The organism is Cupriavidus taiwanensis (assembly GCF_900249755.1).
GTDB classification, from domain to species: domain Bacteria; phylum Pseudomonadota; class Gammaproteobacteria; order Burkholderiales; family Burkholderiaceae; genus Cupriavidus; species Cupriavidus taiwanensis_D.
In genome coordinates this window covers 1,685,194-1,705,488 of sequence record NZ_LT976853.1, presented here as the reverse complement: position 1 = coordinate 1,705,488, position 20,295 = coordinate 1,685,194, and the positions used below count along the sequence as shown (strand labels likewise).

Annotated in this window: 19 protein-coding genes; 5 read left to right on the top strand and 14 right to left on the bottom strand. The window is 68.5% G+C overall.

All coding sequences use genetic code 11. The features are described from left to right. Nucleotide 1: 1 nt before the first annotated feature. Together CBM2594_RS07835 and CBM2594_RS07830 are read left to right on the top strand one after the other, a co-directional pair. On the top strand, nt 2–1,651 hold the full coding sequence (locus CBM2594_RS07835; protein ID WP_116356331.1) for a PepSY-associated TM helix domain-containing protein: 1,650 nt from the start codon (nt 2–4) through the stop codon (nt 1,649–1,651). A 103-nt stretch (nt 1,652–1,754) separates the two neighbouring features. Next, nucleotides 1,755–1,994 (top strand): DUF2789 domain-containing protein, encoded by a 240-nt coding sequence (locus CBM2594_RS07830; RefSeq protein WP_116356330.1) that lies wholly within the window; start codon nt 1,755–1,757, stop codon nt 1,992–1,994. A gap of 13 nt (nt 1,995–2,007) precedes the next feature. Here CBM2594_RS07830 and CBM2594_RS07825 read toward each other — a convergent pair whose 3' ends face one another. From CBM2594_RS07825 to CBM2594_RS07805, 5 genes are all read right to left on the bottom strand, one after another. Then, the gene (locus CBM2594_RS07825) at nt 2,008–3,231 is read right to left on the bottom strand and encodes a cystathionine beta-lyase (protein WP_116356329.1); all 1,224 of its coding nucleotides are present in this window, start codon (nt 3,229–3,231) and stop codon (nt 2,008–2,010) included. Nucleotides 3,232–3,366: 135 nt separating this feature from the next. Beyond that, on the bottom strand, nt 3,367–3,990 hold the full coding sequence (locus CBM2594_RS07820) for a hypothetical protein (RefSeq protein ID WP_116356328.1): 624 nt from the start codon (nt 3,988–3,990) through the stop codon (nt 3,367–3,369). 8 nt (nt 3,991–3,998) lie between these two features. Beyond that, entirely contained in the window at nt 3,999–5,183 is a 1,185-nt protein-coding gene (gene bktB / locus CBM2594_RS07815) for a beta-ketothiolase BktB (protein WP_018004476.1), read from the bottom strand. A 115-nt stretch (nt 5,184–5,298) separates the two neighbouring features. Further along, nucleotides 5,299–6,678 carry a 30S ribosomal protein S12 methylthiotransferase RimO gene (rimO, locus tag CBM2594_RS07810; RefSeq protein WP_116356327.1) on the bottom strand — a complete coding sequence of 460 codons (1,380 nt, stop codon included), beginning with the start codon at nt 6,676–6,678 and terminating at the stop codon, nt 5,299–5,301. Nucleotides 6,679–6,833: 155 nt separating this feature from the next. Next, nucleotides 6,834–7,802 carry a tRNA dihydrouridine synthase gene (locus tag CBM2594_RS07805; protein ID WP_116356326.1) on the bottom strand — a complete coding sequence of 323 codons (969 nt, stop codon included), beginning with the start codon at nt 7,800–7,802 and terminating at the stop codon, nt 6,834–6,836. Nucleotides 7,803–8,073: 271 nt separating this feature from the next. On the opposite strand from CBM2594_RS07805, the gene CBM2594_RS07800 reads away from it, so the two are divergent. Continuing rightward, nucleotides 8,074–8,364, top strand: a complete 291-nt coding sequence (locus tag CBM2594_RS07800) for an addiction module antidote protein (protein ID WP_116356325.1) — start codon at nt 8,074–8,076, stop codon at nt 8,362–8,364. 54 nt (nt 8,365–8,418) lie between these two features. Here CBM2594_RS07800 and phaR read toward each other — a convergent pair whose 3' ends face one another. From phaR to phaC, 4 genes are all read right to left on the bottom strand, one after another. Further along, nucleotides 8,419–8,970 carry a polyhydroxyalkanoate synthesis repressor PhaR gene (gene phaR / locus CBM2594_RS07795; RefSeq protein ID WP_116356324.1) on the bottom strand — a complete coding sequence of 184 codons (552 nt, stop codon included), beginning with the start codon at nt 8,968–8,970 and terminating at the stop codon, nt 8,419–8,421. 425 nt (nt 8,971–9,395) lie between these two features. Beyond that, a complete protein-coding gene (locus CBM2594_RS07790; RefSeq protein WP_116356323.1) occupies nt 9,396–10,136 on the bottom strand; it encodes a 3-ketoacyl-ACP reductase in 741 nt (246 codons plus the stop codon). A 72-nt stretch (nt 10,137–10,208) separates the two neighbouring features. Next, nucleotides 10,209–11,390, bottom strand: a complete 1,182-nt coding sequence (locus CBM2594_RS07785) for an acetyl-CoA C-acetyltransferase (RefSeq protein ID WP_116356322.1) — start codon at nt 11,388–11,390, stop codon at nt 10,209–10,211. Between the two features lie 85 nt (nt 11,391–11,475). Continuing rightward, the gene (gene phaC, locus CBM2594_RS07780) at nt 11,476–13,257 is read right to left on the bottom strand and encodes a class I poly(R)-hydroxyalkanoic acid synthase (protein WP_116356321.1); all 1,782 of its coding nucleotides are present in this window, start codon (nt 13,255–13,257) and stop codon (nt 11,476–11,478) included. 467 nt (nt 13,258–13,724) lie between these two features. On the opposite strand from phaC, the gene CBM2594_RS07775 reads away from it, so the two are divergent. Then, complete coding sequence (locus tag CBM2594_RS07775) at nt 13,725–13,949, top strand: hypothetical protein (protein WP_116356320.1); 225 nt, start codon at nt 13,725–13,727, stop codon at nt 13,947–13,949. 45 nt (nt 13,950–13,994) lie between these two features. Here the strand turns inward: CBM2594_RS07775 and pgeF are convergent, their stop codons facing one another. Further along, nucleotides 13,995–14,798: a peptidoglycan editing factor PgeF gene (gene pgeF / locus CBM2594_RS07770; protein ID WP_116357731.1), complete on the bottom strand. Its 804-nt coding sequence runs from the start codon at nt 14,796–14,798 to the stop codon at nt 13,995–13,997. Further along, a complete protein-coding gene (locus CBM2594_RS07765; RefSeq protein ID WP_116356319.1) occupies nt 14,782–16,047 on the bottom strand; it encodes an RluA family pseudouridine synthase in 1,266 nt (421 codons plus the stop codon). Before CBM2594_RS07765 ends, pgeF begins: the two co-directional genes overlap by 17 nt. A gap of 17 nt (nt 16,048–16,064) precedes the next feature. Between CBM2594_RS07765 and CBM2594_RS07760 the strand changes: the two genes are divergently transcribed. After that, a complete protein-coding gene (locus tag CBM2594_RS07760; protein WP_012352628.1) occupies nt 16,065–16,895 on the top strand; it encodes an outer membrane protein assembly factor BamD in 831 nt (276 codons plus the stop codon). A gap of 81 nt (nt 16,896–16,976) precedes the next feature. Here the strand turns inward: CBM2594_RS07760 and CBM2594_RS07755 are convergent, their stop codons facing one another. The 3 genes from CBM2594_RS07755 to CBM2594_RS07745 form a co-directional block, all read right to left on the bottom strand. Then, complete coding sequence (locus CBM2594_RS07755) at nt 16,977–19,175, bottom strand: ATP-dependent DNA helicase (protein WP_116356318.1); 2,199 nt, start codon at nt 19,173–19,175, stop codon at nt 16,977–16,979. 78 nt (nt 19,176–19,253) lie between these two features. Beyond that, the gene (locus tag CBM2594_RS07750) at nt 19,254–19,457 is read right to left on the bottom strand and encodes a DUF465 domain-containing protein (RefSeq protein ID WP_114135277.1); all 204 of its coding nucleotides are present in this window, start codon (nt 19,455–19,457) and stop codon (nt 19,254–19,256) included. A gap of 32 nt (nt 19,458–19,489) precedes the next feature. Continuing rightward, nucleotides 19,490–20,284, bottom strand: a complete 795-nt coding sequence (locus CBM2594_RS07745; protein ID WP_116356317.1) for a hypothetical protein — start codon at nt 20,282–20,284, stop codon at nt 19,490–19,492. Nucleotides 20,285–20,295: the final 11 nt, after the last annotated feature.

Sequence of the window (20,295 nt, the reverse complement as noted above, 5' to 3'; positions counted from 1 at the left end):
CATGAAAACCGCAACCCTGCGCCTGTACCAGACGCTGCATACCTGGGTCGGCCTGATGGCCGGCTGGGCCTTGTTTATCGCCTTCTTTGCCGGCGCCATCACCGTGTTCCACCACGAGCTGCACGTGTGGCAGTCGCCAGCGCGGCTCAAGGGCAGTGCGCCGGTCGAGGCCAGCGCCGATCCGGACGCGGTTGACCGCTTCATGCAGAAGCTGGTCGCCATCCATCCTGAAGCCGCAGCCAGTGCCTACGTGATCATGCCGTCGGAGGGCGAGCCCAATATCTCGGCCTACTGGCAGGACAAGGCCGGCGAGTGGCAGATGACCACCGATGCGCGCCTGGCCGGCAACGCGGCGATGCAGCGCGACACCTCGCGCGACCACGTGATGGGCGAGCTGTCGGCGTTTTTGAACAGCCTGCACTACTCGCTCGGCATCCCGGTCGGCGGCATCTATTTCATGGGCGCGATCTCGGTGCTGTACGGGCTGGCGCTGGTGTCCGGCGTGCTGCTGCACCTGCCGCGGCTGAAGAAAGACCTGTTCGCGGTGCGCCCAGGGCGCAACCTCAAGCGCTTCTGGATGGACACGCACAATGTGCTGGGCCTGTTCAGCCTGCCCTTCCACCTTGTCTTCGCCATCACCGGCGCGCTGTTCTGCCTGTCGCTGGTGCTGATGATGGTGTTCAACACGCTGACCTTCAACGGCCGCCTGTTCGAGGCGGTGCCGACCGCCACCACCGCGGTGCCGGAAGTGGCCGCGGCCGGCCGCGCGGTGCCGACGCTGCCCACCGCGACGCTGATGCAGATCGCGCGCGAACACGGCGGCGAGCGCTTTACGCCCGAATCGTTCCGCTTCCAGCGCTACGGCGACGCCAACGCCGTGGTCGAAGTGCGCGGCACCAGCACGCGGGCGCTCGGCAACCTGGGCTCGGTCGGCATTCACGCCGCCAGCGGCGAAGCCAACGCCGGCCAGCTGACGGCCAACCAGACCGCCGGCGCGCGCGACAGCAACCACGGGCTCTACAGCGCGCTGTACGCGCTGCATTTCGGCACCTTCGGCGAGCTGCCGGTGCGGCTGGTCTACCTGCTGGCCGGCCTGGCCGGTGCTTTCCTGTTCTATTCGGGCAACCTGCTGTGGATCGAGTCGCGGCGCAAGCTGCGCCAGGCCGAGCAGCCGCGCGTGCACCGGCTGCTGGCGCAGGCCACCGTGGGCGTGTGCATCGGCTGCTGCATCGGCGTGGCGCTGTGCTTCCCGGCGGCGCTGCTGTGGCCCGAGCGCGCGGTCAGCCAGACCTATTTCACCGTGTTCGGCCTGGCCTGCGCGTGGGCGCTGCTGCGCCCGCCGGTGCGCGCCGCGGTGGAACTGCTCGGTGCCGCCGCGCTGGCCGCGCTGACGGTGCCGCTGTCGAACGCGCTCCTGACCGGCGACCACCTGCTGCACAGCATTCCCAGCGGCCACTGGATCATCGCCGGCTTCGACCTCGGCGCGATCGCGCTGGCCGCGGGCTTTGCCGCGCTGGCCCGCGCCACCGCGCGCCGCGCCCGCGGCGGGCCGGCGGAATCAGTCTGGGCCATGCCGCGGGCAGCGCGTGCGGAACAGGCCGCCAGGCCCGCCGCCGGCGCCAAGGCAATGTCCGGCACCGAGACGCGCTGAAGCGCAGCGCCAGCGCAATAGCAAACGGACGCCGCGGCGTCCGTTTCTTGTTGTCGTGGCTGCCCTACACTAGCAGAGGCCAACCACCGCGAGCCCGACCATCATGGAACCCACCTTCCACCAGTTTTCAGAACTGTTCGACCAGCTCGGCCTGCCGTCGGATGAAGCCAGCATCCGCGCTTTCATCGGCAAGCACGCGCCGCTGCCCGAAACCATCGAACTGGCCGAGGCCCCGTTCTGGTCGCCCGCACAGGCCGCGCTGCTGCGCGACGAACTGCTCGACGACGCCGACTGGGCCGAAGTCGTCGACCAGCTCAACCTGGCGCTGCGCCAGCCAGCCTGACCTCGCTGGTCGATTACGCGGCCAGCGTGGCCTCGATCGCCTGGCGCAGGTCGGCGATCAGGTCGCGCGTGTCTTCCAGGCCGATATACAGCCGCACCAGTTCGCCGGTATCGTGCCAGCCGGCCGGCGGCCAGGTACCCGCCGGGCGCATGCCCTGCACGTGGTACGGCACCGCCAGGCTGTGCGCGCCGCCCCACGACCAGCCGATCGCGAACAGCTGCAGCGCCTCGACGAAGGCATCCACCTGCTGGCGCGTATAGCGCTCGCGCAGCACGATGGCGAACAGCCCGCTGGCGCCGGTGAACTCGCGCCGCCAGTTGGCATGCCCCGGGCAGTCCGGCAGCGCGGGATGCAGCACGCGCGCCACCTCGGGCCGCTGGCGCAGCCATTCGGCGACTTCGCGCGCGGCGCGGTCGTGCGCGGCCAGCCGCACCGGCAGGCTCGGCAGCGCGCGCAGCACCAGGTGGCAGTCGTCGGCGGACACGCCCCAGCCCATCAGCATGCGGGCGCGCCTGAGGCGGCCGTGCAGGGCATCGTCGCAGGTCAGCACCGCGCCCATCAGCACGTCGCTGCCGCCGGACTGGTATTTGGTCAGCGCCTGCACCGAGATGTCGATGCCCAGCTCGAACGGGCGGAAGTAGACCCCGGCCGACCAGGTATTGTCGATCGCGGTCAGCACGCCGCGCGCGCGCGCCGCGGCGACGATGGCGCCGCAGTCGGGCACTTCCATCGTCACCGAGCCGGGCGACTCCATCCAGATCAGGCGCGTGTTGGGCTGGATCAGCGCCGGCACCGCGGCGGCGTCCATGGGATCGTAGTAGCGCACGGTGACGCCGAAGTCGCGCGCCAGCCACTCGCCGTGGTCGCGGTTGGGGCCGTAGACGTTATGCGGCACCAGCACGTCGTCGCCGCTTTTCAGCAGCGCGAAATACACCAGCGAGATCGCCGCCAGCCCCGACGGCTGCAGCAAGGTGTGGCGCGCGCCTTCCAGCAGCGCCAGGTGCTGGCACAGCGCCTCGCTGGTGGGCGTGGCATGCAGGCCGTAGCGCCAGTAGGTGGTGGCCCCGTCGCCATGCGCGCGCAGTTCGGCGAGGTTGCGGAACACCACGGTCGAGCCGCGGTGCGTGGCCGGGGAAAACGACGCAAAGCCGGGGGCGATATCCAGCTCGGGCTGGACCGCGACGGTTTGCAGGTAACGGGAAGCGGATGCGGGCTTGTCGGATGGCGAATCGGACACGGCGGTTTCCTTGCTGGCTGCCGGCCGGCCGCGGTGCGCGGGCACGGTCAGGCATGGGACGCGATGAGCCTTCGAGCTTACCAGCAAATGCCGCCCGCGCCACCGGGACGCTTCAGCGCGGCCGGCAGAAAAGGCTTACCAGCCGGAAATCGACGACTTCGGCGGCGGCGGCGCGTAGGTGACGCCGCTGTTGGGGGTCATGTCGAACGGGGGAATCACCAGCATGCCCAGCGGGCGGATGAAGAACGGCAGCACGATGGCGGGATTGAACGCATCGGTCCAGGTGCCGCGCACGGCGCCGCTGGCGTCGATGGTGCCTTCCCAGTTGCCGGACACGCGGGTGCCGTCGTCGGACTCTTCCATCAGGAAGGCGCCGTCCTCCCACTCGCCGGCGAGCAGCCGCACGCCGGCGCCACGGCCGCTGTATTCGCCGCGCACGCTGTCGCGCTCGTCGGGCTTGGGGCCCAGGCGCAAGCGCACCGGCTGCTCGCCGACCGTGCCGACATAGACCGGCAGCGACTCATACTCCGGCCGCGGTGCCAGCGCCCGGGGGGCGCCGGTCGACAGCGCCGCGCCGCGGCGGGCCTCGCCGTCGCGGATGGCCTGGTTCAGGCCGAGGCCTTCACCACCAGTGGCCACGCCCCCTGCAGGGCCGGTCGACAGCTCGGTAGCCGGCGCCGCCTGCGCCGCGCCCGCCAGGGCGAGCACGGCGGCGGCGCCAAGCGCCGTGCAGAGGTCAGTCAGCCAGGCCACGCGCAAGGCAGTCCTCAGATCCGTTCGAAGATGGCGGCAATGCCCTGCCCGCCGCCGATGCACATCGTCACCAGCGCGTAGCGGCCTTGCACGCGGTTCAGCTCATGCAGCGCCTTGACCGTGATCAGCGCGCCGGTGGCGCCGATCGGGTGGCCCAGCGAGATGCCCGAGCCGTTCGGGTTGACCTTGGCCGGGTCCAGGCCGAGCGCCTTGCTGACCGCGCAGGCCTGCGCGGCAAAAGCCTCGTTGGCTTCGATCACGTCCAGGTCGGACACCTGCAGGCCGGCGCGCTCGAGCGCGATCTTCGTTGCCGGCACCGGGCCGATGCCCATGGTCTTGGGGTCGACGCCGGCATGGCCGTAGGACACCAGGCGCGCCAGCGGCTTCAGGCCGCGGCGCTCGGCCTCGGCGCGCTCCATCATCACCACCGCGGCGGCGGCGTCGTTCAGGCCCGAGGCGTTGCCGGCGGTGACGGTGCCGTTTTCCTTGACGAAGACCGGCTTGAGCTTGGTCATGTCGTCCATGGTGGCGTCATGGCGCACATGCTCGTCGGTGTCGAAGGTGACCTCGCCCTTGCGGCCCTTGGTCACCACCGGGACGATCTGGTCCTTGAAGTAGCCGGCCTTGATCGCGGCCGAGGCGCGGCGGTGCGATTCCAGCGCGGCCTCGTCCTGCTGCGCGCGCGAGATCTCGTATTCTTTGGCGACGTTCTCGGCGGTCACGCCCATGTGGATGCGGTGGAACGGGTCGTGCAGCGCGCCCAGCATCATGTCGACCAGGCCGGCATCGCCCATGCGCGCGCCCCAGCGTGCCGCGGGGGCCAGGTACGGGGCGCGGCTCATGCTTTCGGCACCGCCGCCGATGGCGACGTCGGCATCGCCCAGCAGGATGGTCTGCGCGGCGCTGACGATGGCCTGCAGGCCCGATCCGCACAGCCGGTTGACGGTCAGCGCCGGCGCGTTGACCGACACGCCGCCGTTGACGGCCGCGACGCGGCCCAGGTACATGTCGCGCGGTTCGGTCTGGATCACGTTGCCGAACACCACATGGCCGACGTCGTCGCCCGACACCTGCGCACGCGCCAGCGCCTCGCGCACCACCAGCGCGCCCAGCTCGGCCGGCGCCACGTCCTTCAGGCTGCCGCCAAAGGTCCCGATCGCGGTACGGACACCGCTCACTACTACGACTTCACGCGTCATGACTGTCTCCATGTGGGTTATGTTGCACCGCACAGTATAGCGGTGCCGCAGCCGAAACGAACGATCGTACTTTTACCTAATGGCGCCCTGCCCGGCATCGTCCGGCGGGACTAGCTCAGACCTCGCCCCACAGGTCGTGGCCGTCGGCACCGGTGATGCGCACGTCGACGAAGTCCCCGGCGCGATAGCGCTGCGAGGTGCGCTGCGCCGGCGCGATATAGACCAGGCCGTCGATTTCCGGCGCATCCGCCGACGAACGGCCGATGCCGCCGTCCTGGTTGACCTCGTCGACCAGCACGCGCAGGGTCTGGCCGACCTTGCGCTGCAGCCGGCGCGCGGACACGGCCTCGGCCACTTCCATGAAGCGGGCGCGGCGCTCCTCGCGCACTTCGTCGGGCAGCGCGCCCGGCAGGTCGTTGGCGGTGGCGCCCTCGACCGGCGAGTAGGCGAAGCAGCCGACGCGGTCCAGTTCGGCCTCGGCAATGAAGTCCAGCAGCGTCTGGAACTCGGCTTCGGTCTCGCCCGGGAAGCCGGCGATAAAGGTGCTGCGGATGGTCAGTTCCGGGCAGATCTCGCGCCAGGCGCGGATGCGGTCCATGGTCTTTTCCGCGTTGGCCGGGCGCTTCATGCGCTTGAGCACGTCCGGGTGGGCGTGCTGCAGCGGCACGTCCAGGTACGGCAGCACATGGCCGTTGTTCATCAGGGGGATGATCTCGTCCACATGCGGGTACGGATAGACATAGTGCAGGCGCACCCAGGCGCCGTACTGCGCGGCCAGCTCGCCCAGCGCCGCCACCAGCTCGGTCATGCGGGTCTTGAGCGGGCGGCCATTCCAGAAGCCGGTGCGGTACTTGACGTCGACGCCGTAGGCGCTGGTGTCCTGCGAGATCACCAGCAGTTCCTTGACGCCCGCCTTGAACAGGTTCTCCGCCTCCAGCATGACCTCGGCCACCGGGCGCGAGACCAGGTCGCCGCGCATCGACGGGATGATGCAGAACGAGCAGCGGTGGTTGCAGCCCTCGGAAATCTTCAGGTAGGCGTAATGCTTGGGCGTCAGCTTGATGCCGGCGGCCGGCACCAGGTCGGTGAACGGGTCGTGCGGCTTGGGCAGGTGCGTGTGCACCGCCTGCATCACCTCGCCCAGCGCGTGCGGTCCGGTCACGGCCAGCACCTTGGGATGCACCGACGACACGATGTCTTGCCCCGCCGCGTCCTTCTTCGCGCCCAGGCAGCCGGTAACGATGACCTTGCCGTTCTCGGTCAGCGCTTCGCCGATCGCGTCCAGGCTTTCCTGCACGGCTTCGTCGATAAAGCCGCAGGTATTGACCACCACCAGGTCGGCGCCGTCGTAGGTGCCGCTGATGGCGTAGCCCTCGGCGCGCAGCTGCGTGATGATCTGCTCGGAGTCGACCAGCGCTTTCGGACAGCCAAGGGAAACGAAGCCCACACGCGGACTTTGGTCTTTCTGGTTCGTTGCTTCTGAGGGGTTTTTCACGTTGGAATCCGAATGTGGGGCAGGCACGGCAACCCGCCCGTTCTAGAGGGAACAGGCCGCCGGGCGGAACAGCGAATCGCGCATTTTACCCGTTTGCCGGGATTTCCCGGCGCCTGACTACCGACATCCGGGCAGGCGCTGTGGTAACGCCCGCGTCACACCGCCGCAGCCGCTAGCCCCGGCAAGCCTTGCAGGACCCGCGCGATCTCTTGCGAGTCCTGCATGCGCCGGATCGCATCATGCAGTTCGCCCGCCTGCGGCCAGGTGCGCTTGAGATAGCTGAGCCAGAGCTTGACGCGTCCGTGCTCGTGGCAGGAGGCGATGCGGGCATGCAGCTTTTCCAGGTACGTCGCGATCTGGCGCAGCACCAGCGGCCATTCTTCGTCAGACGGCGCGGCAGGCATCTGGCCGCGAATGCGCAACGCCAGGAACGGGTCCGAGACGGCGCCGCGCCCGATCATGACGTCATCGCAGCCGCTGACCTCGCGGCAGCGCGCCCAGTCCGCGACGGTCCAGACGTCGCCATTCGCAATCACCGGTACGTCGACGGCCGCCGCAATGCGCGCGATCCAGTCCCAGTGCGCGGGTGGCCGGTAGCCGTGGTCGCGCGTGCGCGCATGCACCACCAGCGACGCCGCGCCGCCTTCGGCCAGCGCGGTGGCGCAGTCGATCGCCAGCGCGGTATCCGACACGCCCAGCCGCATCTTGGCGGTCACCGGAATCCCGGCCGGCACCGCGGCGCGCACGGCCGCGACGATCCGGTTCAGCAGCGCCGGATTGGTCAGCAGCATCGCGCCGCCGCCATGGCGGTTGACGACCTTGGCGGGGCAGCCGAAGTTCAGGTCGATGCCATGCGGCGACAAGGTCGCGGCATAGGCGGCATTGCGCGCCAGCCACTCGGGATCGCTGCCCAGCAGCTGGATCACCATCGGCGTGCCGCTGCGGGTATAACCGCCGGACTGGATCTCGGGCGTGTCGCGCTCATAGACCCGCGCCGGCAGCAGCGAGCCCGTCACCCGCACGAATTCCGACACGCAGCCGTCGTAGCCTCCGGCATCGGTCAGCACGTCGCGCAGCACATAGTCGGCAAGCCCTTCCATCGGGGCCAGGAACAGCCGGCTCATGGCACGCACCGCGCCGCGGGCAGCGGCACCGAATAGGAAGGTTGGAGAAAGCAGGACATGGGACGCCGGGCAATCAGGCGAGTCCCAAACTGAGCCGCCGCTGAAGAGATGCGATACATGGGCCCCGGATGGGGCGAAGCGCGCATTCTACCTGCTTTGGCAGGGGGCGGTTTTTCGGGGATCGGTGATTCCGCGGCTGTAGCGAACCCAGCACGCTACTGACCGACGGGGGGATGCCACCTCGATGACGAGCCTGAATCCGGAGTGAGTGATGCAAGAACCAACCCGCCGGTGGGACTCGGCGGCGCAACTGCGCAACCAGCAGGACATCGCTGCCTACCTGAACGCCTGCCTGGCCGAAGCTGGCGACGACGATCGCTTCATTGCCTACGCGCTCGGCGTCGTCGCCCGCGCCCGCGGCATGACGCAGCTGGCCCGAGAAACCGGCCTGTCGCGCGAAAGCCTTTACCGTTCGCTGTCTGGCGAAGGCAATCCGGAATTCGGGACGATCTGGAAGGTGATGCGGGCGCTTGGCATCCGCCTGCATGCGAGTGCCGGCTGAGCGCCGGCGCGGGTGCTGTTGCGCGGCGGGCGCCTTGGCCCGCCGCTGCCTGCGTTACTTCTTGTCCGGCTGGTTGAACGGGAACGTGCCGAACATGTTCTTGGCCTGGTTCTGCATCTGCTCCTGCATCTGCACGAACAGGTTCTTGCTCTGCTCGATGTAGTTGCTCATCATGCCCTGCATCATCGGACCCTGCATGTTCATGAACTGCGACCACATGTCGGGGCTGAACGCCTCGCCGGAATACAGGCCCTTGGAGTTCTCGGCCAGCTTGTTCTGGATATCGATGAAGGCCTGGATGTTCTTTTCCAGGTAGGTGCCCATCATGCCCTGCATGGCATGGCCGTAGAAGCGGATGATCTGCGACAGCATGGCGCTGGAGAACATCGGCACGCCGCCGGTCTCTTCTTCGAGGATGATCTGCAGCAGGATGCTGCGCGTCAGTTCGTCACCGGACTTGGCGTCGACGACCTTGAAGTCCTCGGTGTCCATCACCAGCTGCTTGACGTCGGCCAGGGTGATGTAGGTGCTGGTCTGGGTATCGTAGAGCCTGCGATTGGGATACTTTTTGATCAGTCGCTCTGCGCCTTTTTTGGTCGTGGCCATCGGTGCTCTGTCCTTGTGTCGTCGCTGATTGCGCGCTGCTGCACCGCATGGGGTGCAGTGCGCAAATCGGTACCGCCCGCGCCATCTGCTGTTATCGTACCGGCCGTCTTGCGGCTGTTCGCGCATGGCTGCGCGCCGCGGCCCGCCATCTCGCCCCCGCGAGGGCTATGCTGCACGACTATGGTGCCGGCTGCGCCGCTGCCCTGATTCTATGCCCAACAAAGCACTAAGAAAAGCGACGAGCCTTAAGGAAAACCCGGTACACCAGCGCGCCGCAATGCCAATGCCGCACCCCTGGAAATGATTCGCGGGCCATGGCGGCCCGCGAAATCCGTGGCGCAAGCGGCGGCGAAACACAGCATTTGCCGCTTGTGCGCCGCGCTGGCTGCACCGCAAAACGCGGCCGCCGGCGCGGGGCCGGCAGGTCAGCCCATGTGCAGGCCGCCGTTGAGCGAGAAGTCCGCGCCGGTCGAGAAGCCGGACTCGTCCGAAGCCAGCCAGGCGCAGATCGAGGCGATCTCTTCCGGCTCGCCCAGGCGCTTCACCGGGATCGTGGCGACGATCTTGTCGAGCACGTCCTGGCGGATGGCCTTGACCATGTCGGTGGCGATATAGCCCGGCGACACCGTGTTCACCGTTACGCCCTTGGTTGCCACTTCCTGCGCCAGCGCCATGGTAAAGCCGTGCAGCCCGGCCTTGGCGGTGGAGTAGTTGGTCTGGCCGAACTGGCCCTTCTGCCCGTTCACCGACGAGATATTGACGATGCGGCCCCAGCCGCGGTCGGCCATGCCGTCGATCACCTGCTTGGTGACGTTGAACAGCGAGGTCAGGTTGGTGTCGATCACCGCATCCCAGTCGGCGCGGGTCATCTTGCGGAACACCACGTCGCGCGTGATGCCGGCATTGTTGATCAGCACATCGACCTCGCCGACCTCGGCCTTGACCTTGTCGAAGGCCGCCTTGGTCGAGTCCCAGTCGGCGACGTTGCCTTCCGAGGCGACGAAGTCGAAGCCCAGGGCCTTCTGCTGCTCCAGCCACTTCTCACGGCGCGGCGAGTTGGGGCCGCAGCCGGCCACCACGCGAAAGCCATCCTTGGCCAGCCGCTGGCAAATGGCGGTGCCGATGCCACCCATGCCGCCGGTCACATACGCAATGCGCTGAGTCATGTCCACTCCTTGATTGGCTTTTCGTTATTTGCCGCCGGGAGCGCGCCATGCGCGCGCCCGGCACACACCTTCTTAGCTGCGCTCGACCGCCAGCGCCACGCCCATGCCGCCGCCGATGCACAGCGACGCCAGGCCCTTGCGGGCATCGCGGCGCTTCATTTCATGCAGCAGCGTCACCAGGATACGGCAGCCCGACGCGCCGATCGGATGGCCGATGGCGATGGCGCCACCGTTGACGTTGACCTTGGAGGTATCCCAGCCCATCTGCTGGTGCACGGCCAGCGCCTGCGCGGCGAAGGCTTCGTTGATTTCCATCAGGTCCAGGTCCTGCGGCGTCCAGCCCGCGCGCGACAGCGCGCGCTTGGAAGCCGGCACCGGGCCCATGCCCATCACCTTCGGGTCCACGCCGGCGTTGGCGTAGCTCTTGATGGTGGCCAGCGGGGTCAGGCCCAGCTCCTTGGCCTTGGCGGCCGACATCACCACCACCGCGGCGGCGCCGTCGTTCAGGCCCGAAGCGTTGGCCGCGGTCACCGTGCCGGCCTTGTCGAAGGCGGGCTTGAGGCCGGCCATGCTGTCCAGCGTGGCGCCATGGCGCACGAATTCGTCGGTCTTGAACGCCACCGGGTCGCCCTTGCGCTGCGGGATCAGCACCGGCACGATTTCTTCATCGAACTTGCCGGCCTTCTGCGCGGCTTCAGCCTTGTTCTGCGAGCCCACCGCGAATTCGTCCTGCGCTTCACGCGTGATGCCGTACTCCTTGGCCACGTTCTCGGCGGTGATGCCCATGTGGTACTGGTTGTACACGTCCCACAGGCCGTCGACGATCATGGTGTCGACCAGCTTGGCATCGCCCATGCGGAAGCCGTCGCGCGAGCCCGGCAGCACGTGCGGCGCGGCGCTCATGTTCTCCTGGCCGCCGGCCACGACGATCTCGGCCTCGCCCGCCATGATGGCGTTGGCGGCCAGCATCACCGCCTTCAGGCCCGAGCCGCACACCTTGTTGATGGTCATGGCCGGCACCATGGCCGGCAGCCCGGCCTTGATCGACGCCTGGCGCGCCGGGTTCTGGCCCGAGCCGGCGGTCAGCACCTGGCCCATGATCACTTCGCTGACCTGGTCCGGCTGGATGCCGGCACGCTCGAGCGCGGCCTTGATGACCACGGCACCCAGTTCCGGCGCCGGAATCTTCGCCAGCGAGCCGCCAAATTTGCCAACCGCGGTACGGGCCGCGGATACGATGACAACGTCAGTCATGGTGTAGTCCTCTCACTCAATGGAAACGGGGACCCGCAAGCCCGCCGGCGCCCGCGCGGGGCGCACGCCGGCGGGCGCGCGGGCATCAGGCCTTGGCTTTGACGTATCGCCCAGGCGCGGGTTCGATCGCAGGGTAGCGCGCGTTGCCGTACTCGGCTGGCGCGGCGCGCCTGGCGCCGGCATGGCTGGCCAGCCATGCCGACCAGTCCGGCCACCAGCTGCCGGGGTGTTCGGTGGCGCCGGCCAGCCATTGCTGCGGCGACGCCGGCAAGGCGTCGTTGGTCCAGTGGCTGCGCTTTTTCTTCGCCGGCGGATTGATCACGCCGGCGATATGGCCGGACGCGCCCAGCACGAAGCGCAGCTGGTTCTTCAGCAGCGCGGTCGAGGCATAGGCCGCGGTCCACGGCACGATATGGTCCTCGCGCGAGCCGTAGAGATAGGTCGGCACGTCGATGCTGCCCAGGTCCACCGGCACATTGCATACGGTGAGCTTGCCGGGCACCTTCAGGTCGTTCTGCAGGTAGGTGTGGCGCAGGTACCAGCAGTACCACGGGCCCGGCAGGTTGGTCGCGTCGCCGTTCCAGAACAGCAGGTCGAACGGCACCGGGGTATTGCCCTTCAGGTAGTTGTCGACCACGTAGTTCCACACCAGGTCGTTCGGGCGCAGGAACGAGAACGTGTTCGCCAGCTCCAGCCCGCGCAGCAGCGCGCACGGCGCACCGGCACCGCCGCCCAGCGTGGCTTCGCGCAACTGCACGTGGCCCTCGTCGACGAAGACATCGAGGATGCCGGTGTCGGTAAAGTCCAGCAGCGTGGTCAGCAGCGTCAGGCTGGCCGCGGGATGCTGCCCGCGTGCGGCCAGCACCGCGAGCGCGGTGGAAATGATGGTGCCGCCGACGCAGAAGCCGAGCACGTTGATCTGGTCCTGGCCGCTGATGTCGCGCGCGACTTCGATGGCGCGGATGGCGGCGTGCTCGATGTAGTCGTCCCAGGTGCGCGACGCCATGCTGGCGTCAGGGTTGCGCCACGACACCAGGAATACCGTATGGCCCTGCTCCACCGTATGCCGCACCAGCGAGCTTTCCGGCTGCAGGTCGAGGATGTAGTACTTGTTGATGCAGGGCGGCACCATCAGCAGCGGGCGCGCATGGACCTTGGCGGTCAGCGGCTTGTACTGCAGCAGCTGGAAGTACTCGTTCTCGTAGACCACCGCGCCTTCGGTCACCGCGACATTGCGGCCCACTTCGAAAGCGGTCTCGTCGGTTTGAGAAATCTTGCCGCGCGTCAGGTCTTCCATCATGTTGCGCACGCCGGCACGCAGCGATTCGCCGCCCGATTCGATCAGCAGGCGCTGCGCTTCTGGATTGGTGGCGAGGAAGTTGGCGGGCGACATCGCATCGACCCACTGCGAGATCGCAAAGCGGATGCGCTGGCGGGTCTTGGCGTCGGCCTCGACGGCGTCGGCAAGCTCGGTCAGTGCGCGTGCGTTGAGCAGGTAGAAGGCGGCGGCATAACGGTACGGCACGTTGTTGCGCCAGGCGTCGCCGGCAAAACGGCGGTCGTGCAGCGGGCCGGTGCCGTCGGGCTTGCCCTCGGCCAGCGCCTGCCACAGCGCGGCGAAGTCCTTCATGTAGCGCTGCTGGATATCGGCCAGCTGCGCCGGCGCGATCTTGACGCCTGCCAAGGAATCGAGGCCCGGGATGCCGGCCATCATGCCGGATGCGGCCGCGTGACCGTCGCCTTCAGTGCCCTGCCACTGGCGGGACCATTCCAGCCAGGTGGCTGGATCGAATGGCCCCGGCGTGAACTTGGGTGGTTGGGACTTGCCTTCCTGCGTGGAAGCTGCCGCACCTTTGCCGGTCGCCATGATCAGTTTGTCTCTCTGCCGTCACTATTCGAACCGGCTCCGGGGCATTGCCCTGGCCGGCACTTTGCATGGGGAGATGCTATCCGAATGGACCCGGCTGCCGCCCTACCCGAAGCGGGAGGGTCAGCCGGCACATCTGCCCTGGAACTGGCCTGGAACCCGCGCCGCACAACGCGCGGGCCGGGCTTGCATCCATTCCGATAGCGGCTCCCTATTATCCGGCGGCCTACCCGGCGAATACGATCGGGCACGCGTGCCCGACCGCCAGCGCCATGCGTTATGCTTGCCGGAAAAACCTGGGAATCGTCAGCGATTCCGAGACATTCGAGGCCATTGTTGCCTTGCAACGCGCGCGCTGTCAATGCGGATATCCGCCCCGGCGCCGCGCGCCGCCCGACCTACCGGACGGTATGCCACGCACGCAGCTGCCGAGGCCGCCGAGCATAGTCGAGAAGGATGAAATTCTGATGTACATCGTGGCCATAGGCTGGCTCTACGTGGCGCTGATGATGGCGATCACCGAGCACAACGTGGTGGCGGGCGTTGCCACCTTCCTGATGTATGGGGTAGCGCCGGTCGCGCTGGTGCTCTACATCATGGGCACGCCCGGCCGGCGCCGGCGCAGGGCCGAAGCCGAACGGGCGGCGACGGCTGCCGCGGCCAGCGAGCCGGCAAAGCGCGCGGACGAGTAACGGACGAGTAACCGGACGATTAACGGACAAGTAAATCCGCGCCGCTCAGTCGGCCAGCCAGACCAGGCTGGCCATGCGCCCGGTCACGCCGTCGCGCCGGTAGGAGTAGAAGCGGTCGGCATCGGCCACGGTGCAGGCATCGCCGCCATGGATGTCGACGCAGCCCGCGCGCGCCAGCCGCGTACGCGCCAGCGCATAAATGTCGGCAAGGTACTTGCCCGGGGCGCCGGCGCGGAACGCCGCGGCAACCGCGGCCTGTTCGCCGGGACGTGCCTGCGCCAGAAAGGCTTCGCGCACCTCGGCGCCCACCTCGAAGGCATCGGGGCCGATCGCCGGTCCCAGCCAGGCCAGCCAGCGCATCGCAGCGCCGCCGGCGGCTGCCTGCATCCGTGCCAGCGTGGCCTCGATCACGCCGTTGCACAGGCCGCGCCAGCCCGCATGCGCGGCACCCACCACCGTCCCCTGCGCATCGCACAGCAATACCGGCAGGCAATCGGCCGTCATCACTGCGCAGACGTGGCCCGGCGCAATCGCCAGGCTGGCATCGGCCTGCGGCACGTTGCCGCTCGCTGCCGCGACATGGTCGGCGGTGGCGACCGCGCAGCCATGCACCTGCTCCAGCCATTGCGGCATCGACGGCAGGCATGCGGCCAGCCGTGCGCGGTTGCGCGCCACGTCGGCCGGATCATCGCCGACGTGGGTGCCCAGGTTCAGGCCGCCCGGCATGCCGCCGGCCAGCCCGTAAGGCCCCTGGCTGACCCCGCCCTGGCGCGTGGTCGACAGCGCGCGCACGCGCGCCGGCGCCGGCCAGTCGGGGACCAGCCAGGCGGGATCAGGCGCCGCGCGCATCGGCGTCACCGTCGTCATCGTCATCGTCGTCGTCAACCTCGCCGGCGTATTCCCATTGCGCTTCGCCGCCCTCCCACACTTCGTCCCAGGCCTCGTCCTCGTCATCGGCCTGCGCGCTTTCAAAGTCCAGCGCATCGATCAGCGCCTGCAGGTCTGCGGGCGGCTGCGCGGTCCATGACATGTGCTTGCCGGTGGCCGGATGCACCAGGCCGAGCTGGTACGCATGCAGCGCCTGGCGCGCGTAGGGCACCGGCAGCGGCACGCGGATCGCGGGACGCTGGCCGCGCTGGGTGGCACGGAAGTAAACCGGATCGCCCACCAGCGGATGGCCGATCGATTCGAAATGCACGCGGATCTGGTGGGTGCGGCCGGTCTCGAGCTTGCACATCACCATCGACACGAAGCCCCGCCCCAGCGGCACCGTGGCCAGCGTGCGGAAATGCGTGCGCGACGGCTTGCCGCTGGCGGTATGCACGACCGCCATGCGCGTGCGCTCGCGCGGATCGCGGCCGATCGGCGCGTCGATGGTGCCTTCGTCATAGGTGCGGCCCCACACCAGCGCGATATACGTGCGCTTGACGGTGCGCGCCTGCAGCTGCCGCACCAGGTCGGTCTGCGCGGTCAGCGTGCGCGCCACCACCATCAGCCCCGAGGTTTCCTTGTCGAGCCGGTGCACGATGCCCGCGCGCGGCAGCGACGCGGCGCCCGGGTAGCGGTGCAGCAGGCCGTTGAGCACGGTGCCGCTCCAGTTGCCGGCAGCCGGATGCACCACCAGCCCGGCGGGCTTGTCGATCACCAGCAGGGTGTCGTCTTCGTAGACCACGTCCAGCGGCACGTCTTCCGGCGCGAAGGCCGATGATTCGGGAGCGGCCTGCGGCTGGATCTCGATGCGGTTGCCCATCTGCACCGCATCGCGCGGACGGCGCACCTGGCCGTCGACGCGCACCGCGCCGCTTTCGATCCATTGCTGCAGGCGGCTGCGCGAAAACTCGCTGAAGTGACGCGCCAGCAATTTATCGAGACGCTCCCCATGCGCGGCGCTGTCGACCTCCAGCGACAGGGTCACGGCCGGCTCGGCACCGACGGGCGAGGCCTCGGCCGCCTCGTCGAATTCCTCCGCGCCGGCCTCGAAATCGGCCACTGCCGCGGCGGCGCGCACCCGTTCGGGTGGCAGTCCTCCCACGCCATCTCCGGCTTCCGGGTTGGGCTGGGGGCTTGGGCTATAATGCTTGACGCTATTTTTCTTCATCCGGGATACGATTGCCCATGCAATTGCAGAGCATGAAACGCGCGCGCTGGCGCACGACAATAGGAGCGGTTCTGCTCGCAGGCGGCTGCGTCATGCTGTCTGCATGCGGCCTGCTCGCGGACCAGCCCGACGAGACCGCTGGCTGGTCGGCCAACAAATTATATTCGGAAGCCAAGGATGCCCTGGATGGCGGCGACTACACCCGCGCCGTCAAGCTGTATGAAAAGCTCGAAGGCCGCTATCCGTTCGGCCGCTATGCGCAGCAGGCGCAGATCGACACCGCCTACGCCAACTACAAGGATGGCGAAACCGCGGCGGCGCTGGCAGCGGTGGACCGCTTCATCCAGCTGCACCCGAACCACCCCAACATCGATTACGCCTACTACCTGAAGGGGCTGATCAACTTCAACGACAACCTCGGCTGGCTCGGCCGCTTCTCCGGGCAGGACCTGAGCGAGCGCGACCCCAAGGCCGCGCGCGCCGCCTACGACGCCTTCCATACGCTGATCACGCGCTACCCGGAAAGCAAGTACACGCCCGACGCCACGCTGCGCATGCAGTACATCGTCAACTCGCTGGCCCAGCATGAAGTGCATGCCGCGCGCTACTACTTCCGGCGCGGCGCCTACCTGGCCGCCGTCAATCGCGCCCAGCAGTCGCTGAAGGACTACGACGGCGCACCGGCCAACGAAGAAGCGCTGTACATCATGATCCGCTCGTACGACGCGATGGGCATGAAAGACCTGCGCGACGACACCGCGCGCGTGATGGAGAAGAACTTCCCGGAGAGCGACTTCATCAAGTACGGCGCACGCCGCAAGGACAAGTCCTGGTGGGAAGTGTTCTGACGCCGGCCTTGCAGCGGGCATGAAAAAAACGGGACGTGTCGGATGACCGTCCCGTTTTTCTTTGCCTGCGGTTCGCAGTGATCAGTCGACGGCCGGATCCCCGGCGTCGCCCTCGGCGGTATCGGCGGTATCGGCGGGCGCCTTGTCCGGGCCGCGCAGCGACTCCAGGAAGCGCACCACCGTGGCCGCCTCGCGCGTGCGCGTGAACGGCGGCAGGCTCTGCCAGATCTGGCGCCCGTAGGGTTTCTCCACCAGGCGCGTGTCGAAGATCGCCAGCACGCCGCGGTCCGATTCCGAGCGGATCAGCCGCCCCGCGCCCTGCTTGAGCGTGATCACCGCATGCGGCAGCTGGTGCACGGCAAACGGGCTCAGCCCCTTTTTCTGCAGCACTTCCATGCGCGCGGCCAGCACCGGATCGTCGGGCGGCGCGAACGGCAGCTTGTCGATGATCACCAGCGACAGCGCCTCGCCGCGCACGTCGACGCCTTCCCAGAAGCTCTGGCTGCCGACCAGCACCGCATTGCCCAGCTCGCGGAAGCGGTCCAGCAGCTCGGTGCGGCTGGCCTGGCCCTGCACCAGCAGCGGCAGATTCAGGCCGCGCTCGGCAAAGGCATCGTAGAGCAGGTCCGAGGCCCGCTGCACGGCGCGCAGCGTGGTGCACAGCAGGAAGGTGCGCCCGCCGGCCGCCTCGATCAGCGGCAGCGCCGCCTCCACCACGGCATCGGTGAACTGCGGCGACTGTGGCGCGGGCATGTCGCGCGGCACGTACAGCAGGCCCTGCTTGGCGTAATCGAACGGGCTGGGCAGCGTCAGCGAGCGGTCCTTGTCTAGCCCCAGCTGCGCGGCGTAGTGGGTGAAATTGCCCTTCACCGACAGCGTCGCCGAGGTGAAGACCCACGCGCGCGGCTGGCCGTCGCGCTGGCGCGTGAAGATCGGCGCGATCGACAGCGGCGTGCGGTGCAGCTGCACGGTGTGCGAGAACACCTCGACCCAGCGCACGGTCTCCGGGCCGGTGGACGGGGCGGGCGCGGCCTCAGCCTCGTCCTTCCCCTCGCCCGCCGCTTGCGGTGCCGGCGCGGCCGCCGCATCGGTGCGCCAGGCGGCCAGCTTGTTGGCCAACTCGAGCGCGCGGCGGTGGCATTGCTGCAGCGATTCGGCGCGCTCGGCCTGGCTTTCGAGCATTTCGACGAAGTCCGACAGCGCCGCGTCGAGCGCATCGAGGGTCTCGTTGAAGGGCTCGGCGATGCGGCGGTCGGCCTCGATCTGTCCCAGCGCCAGGCGCGCGTTGTCCTTGTTGAAGGCCAGGCGCAGGTCGCGCGTGGCGCGTTCCAGCGGCGCGGCCAGCGCCACCCAGTCGACCGCATCGCGCGCGTGCGACAGCCCCTCGGCCACGGTATCGCGCGCGATCTCCAGCAACTGGCTGGTCGACAGGGTCTCGCCGAAGAACAGCGTGGCGGTCTCGGGCAGCTGGTGCGCTTCGTCGAAGATCACGGTGTTGGCCGTTGGCAGCAGCTCGGCCATGCCGGTGTCGCGCAGCACCACATCGGCAAAGAACAGGTGGTGGTTGACCACCACCACGTCGGCCTGCTGCGCTTCCTTGCGCGCGCGCATCACGAAGCAGTCCTTGTAATGCGGGCATTCCGAGCCGAGGCAGTTGTCGCGCGTGGAGGTCACCATCTGCCACACGGGCGCGTTCTCCGGCACCGACGCCAGCTCGGCCTTGTCGCCGGTGGCGGTTTCCTTGATAAAGCGCCCGATCTCGCGCAGCCACGCCGCATCCTGGCGCGAGGCCAGGCGGCCGCCGGCCTGCGCGCGCTCCAGGTGATAGTGGCAGACGTAATTGGCGCGCCCCTTGAGCAGCGCCACCGAGACCGGCACGTTGAGCGCGTGGCGCACGGTGGGGATGTCGCGCAGGAACAGCTGGTCCTGCAGGTTCTTGGTGCCGGTCGACAGGATTACCTTGCCGCCCCACAGCATGGCCGGCACCAGGTAGGCGTAGGTCTTGCCGGTGCCGGTGCCCGCCTCGACGATGACGGAATCATTCTGCGCGATCGCGTCGGCGACGGCCTCGGCCATCTTGTGCTGCGACGCGCGCGGCCGGTAGCCGGGAATGGCCTGCGCCAGCGTGCCGGTGTCGGCGAAGATGGTGGCCAGCTCGGCGCCGCGGCTGGCGCCAGCGTCTGCCTGCGCGGCATGGGCGGGCGCCGCGGCATCGGTAGCGTCGGTGGCGTCGGGGGCGTCGTCCAGGGACAACTCGGGGGAATCGGGAAGATCGGACAAGTGAGGGGGAATGTTGTATGAGCCGCCAGTCAGGCCGGCGGCGATCGGCGGGGCCCGGGAAAGAAGCGCCAGGGGCGCTCAGGCCGGCACGTCGGGTTCGAGCTGCAGCTGCAGCAGCGTGATGGCGTCCTTCAGCTTGAGCCGGCGCTTCTTCAGCCGGCGCAGCTGCAGTTCGTCATGGACCGCATCGCCGGCCAGCCGGTCGATCAGGAAGTCGAGATCGCGGTGCTCGATCTGCAACTCCATGATGCGCCGTTCCAGGGTGTTCAGGTTGCTGTCCATCTATGCCTCCGCTGCCATCACCGTGCCGGGGCTCAGAAGCCGAACGGACGCGGCGCCGACGCCGGGGCCTGTTGCTGCTCCCGGGCCTTGGCGCGCCGCTCTTCCAGCGCCTTCTGGCGCTGTTCGAGGTCGCGCTGCTTGGCTTCGTATGCCTTCACGTTCTCCTCGCGCTGGCGGGCCTGTTCCGCGCCCTTCTGCTGCGCCTCCTGCATGCGCGCATCGAAGTCGGATTGCTTCTTTTCATAGGCCTGGGCGTTGGCGGCGCGCTGCGGGGCATCGGCCTGGCGCTGGGCGTCGCGCAGCTGCTGTTCCTGCTGCTTTTTCTCGAACGCCTCGCGGCTGGACTGCTCGCTGGCGGCACGCTGCGGCTGGCTGGCCTCGAACTCGGCGCGGCGCAGGGCCTGTTCGCGGTCGCGCTCGGCGGCGCGGTGGGCGCGCTCGGCCTCGCCCACTTCCAGCTCGCGCTTGCGCAGCACCTGCAGCTCTTCGCGCTGGATTTCCTTGGCGTTGTTGATGCAGTGGGTGACGAAGAACTTGCTGTAGCACTCGCGCTCGGCGGCGGCAAAGCGGTAGTTGGTCCATGCGCGCGAATCGCCGATGGCCTTGCGCTCGGCGGCAAAGTCGCGTGCGGCAGCGGGTGCAGCACTGGCGGCGGGCGCCGACGCCTGCGCCTGCGCCGCGCGCAGCGGCATCAGCACGGCGCAGGCCGCCACGGCCACGGCGGCCAGGGCGCCGCGGCGGATCAGGAAAGATTCGGGCACGTTGGCGAAGATTGGCATGGCCGGGAGGATGGCCTTGGCGGCGGCCGGGCGGGACTTGACGATCATGTCCGGATTCT

Bases quoted from the DNA above. Each gene is read 5' to 3' on its own strand.
- CBM2594_RS07835 (WP_116356331.1), top strand. From the start codon at position 2: ATGAAAACCGCAACCCTGCGCCTGTACCAGACGCTGCATACCTGGGTC.
- CBM2594_RS07830 (WP_116356330.1), top strand. From the start codon at position 1,755: ATGGAACCCACCTTCCACCAGTTTTCAGAACTGTTCGACCAGCTCGGC.
- bktB (WP_018004476.1), bottom strand. From the start codon at position 5,183: ATGACGCGTGAAGTCGTAGTAGTGAGCGGTGTCCGTACCGCGATCGGG.
- CBM2594_RS07805 (WP_116356326.1), bottom strand. From the start codon at position 7,802: ATGAGCCGGCTGTTCCTGGCCCCGATGGAAGGGCTTGCCGACTATGTG.
- CBM2594_RS07800 (WP_116356325.1), top strand. From the start codon at position 8,074: ATGCAAGAACCAACCCGCCGGTGGGACTCGGCGGCGCAACTGCGCAAC.
- phaR (WP_116356324.1), bottom strand. From the start codon at position 8,970: ATGGCCACGACCAAAAAAGGCGCAGAGCGACTGATCAAAAAGTATCCC.
- CBM2594_RS07790 (WP_116356323.1), bottom strand. From the start codon at position 10,136: ATGACTCAGCGCATTGCGTATGTGACCGGCGGCATGGGTGGCATCGGC.
- CBM2594_RS07785 (WP_116356322.1), bottom strand. From the start codon at position 11,390: ATGACTGACGTTGTCATCGTATCCGCGGCCCGTACCGCGGTTGGCAAA.
- phaC (WP_116356321.1), bottom strand. From the start codon at position 13,257: ATGGCGACCGGCAAAGGTGCGGCAGCTTCCACGCAGGAAGGCAAGTCC.
- CBM2594_RS07775 (WP_116356320.1), top strand. From the start codon at position 13,725: ATGTACATCGTGGCCATAGGCTGGCTCTACGTGGCGCTGATGATGGCG.
- pgeF (WP_116357731.1), bottom strand. From the start codon at position 14,798: ATGCGCGCGGCGCCTGATCCCGCCTGGCTGGTCCCCGACTGGCCGGCG.
- CBM2594_RS07765 (WP_116356319.1), bottom strand. From the start codon at position 16,047: ATGAAGAAAAATAGCGTCAAGCATTATAGCCCAAGCCCCCAGCCCAAC.
- CBM2594_RS07760 (WP_012352628.1), top strand. From the start codon at position 16,065: ATGCAATTGCAGAGCATGAAACGCGCGCGCTGGCGCACGACAATAGGA.
- CBM2594_RS07750 (WP_114135277.1), bottom strand. From the start codon at position 19,457: ATGGACAGCAACCTGAACACCCTGGAACGGCGCATCATGGAGTTGCAG.
- CBM2594_RS07745 (WP_116356317.1), bottom strand. From the start codon at position 20,284: ATGATCGTCAAGTCCCGCCCGGCCGCCGCCAAGGCCATCCTCCCGGCC.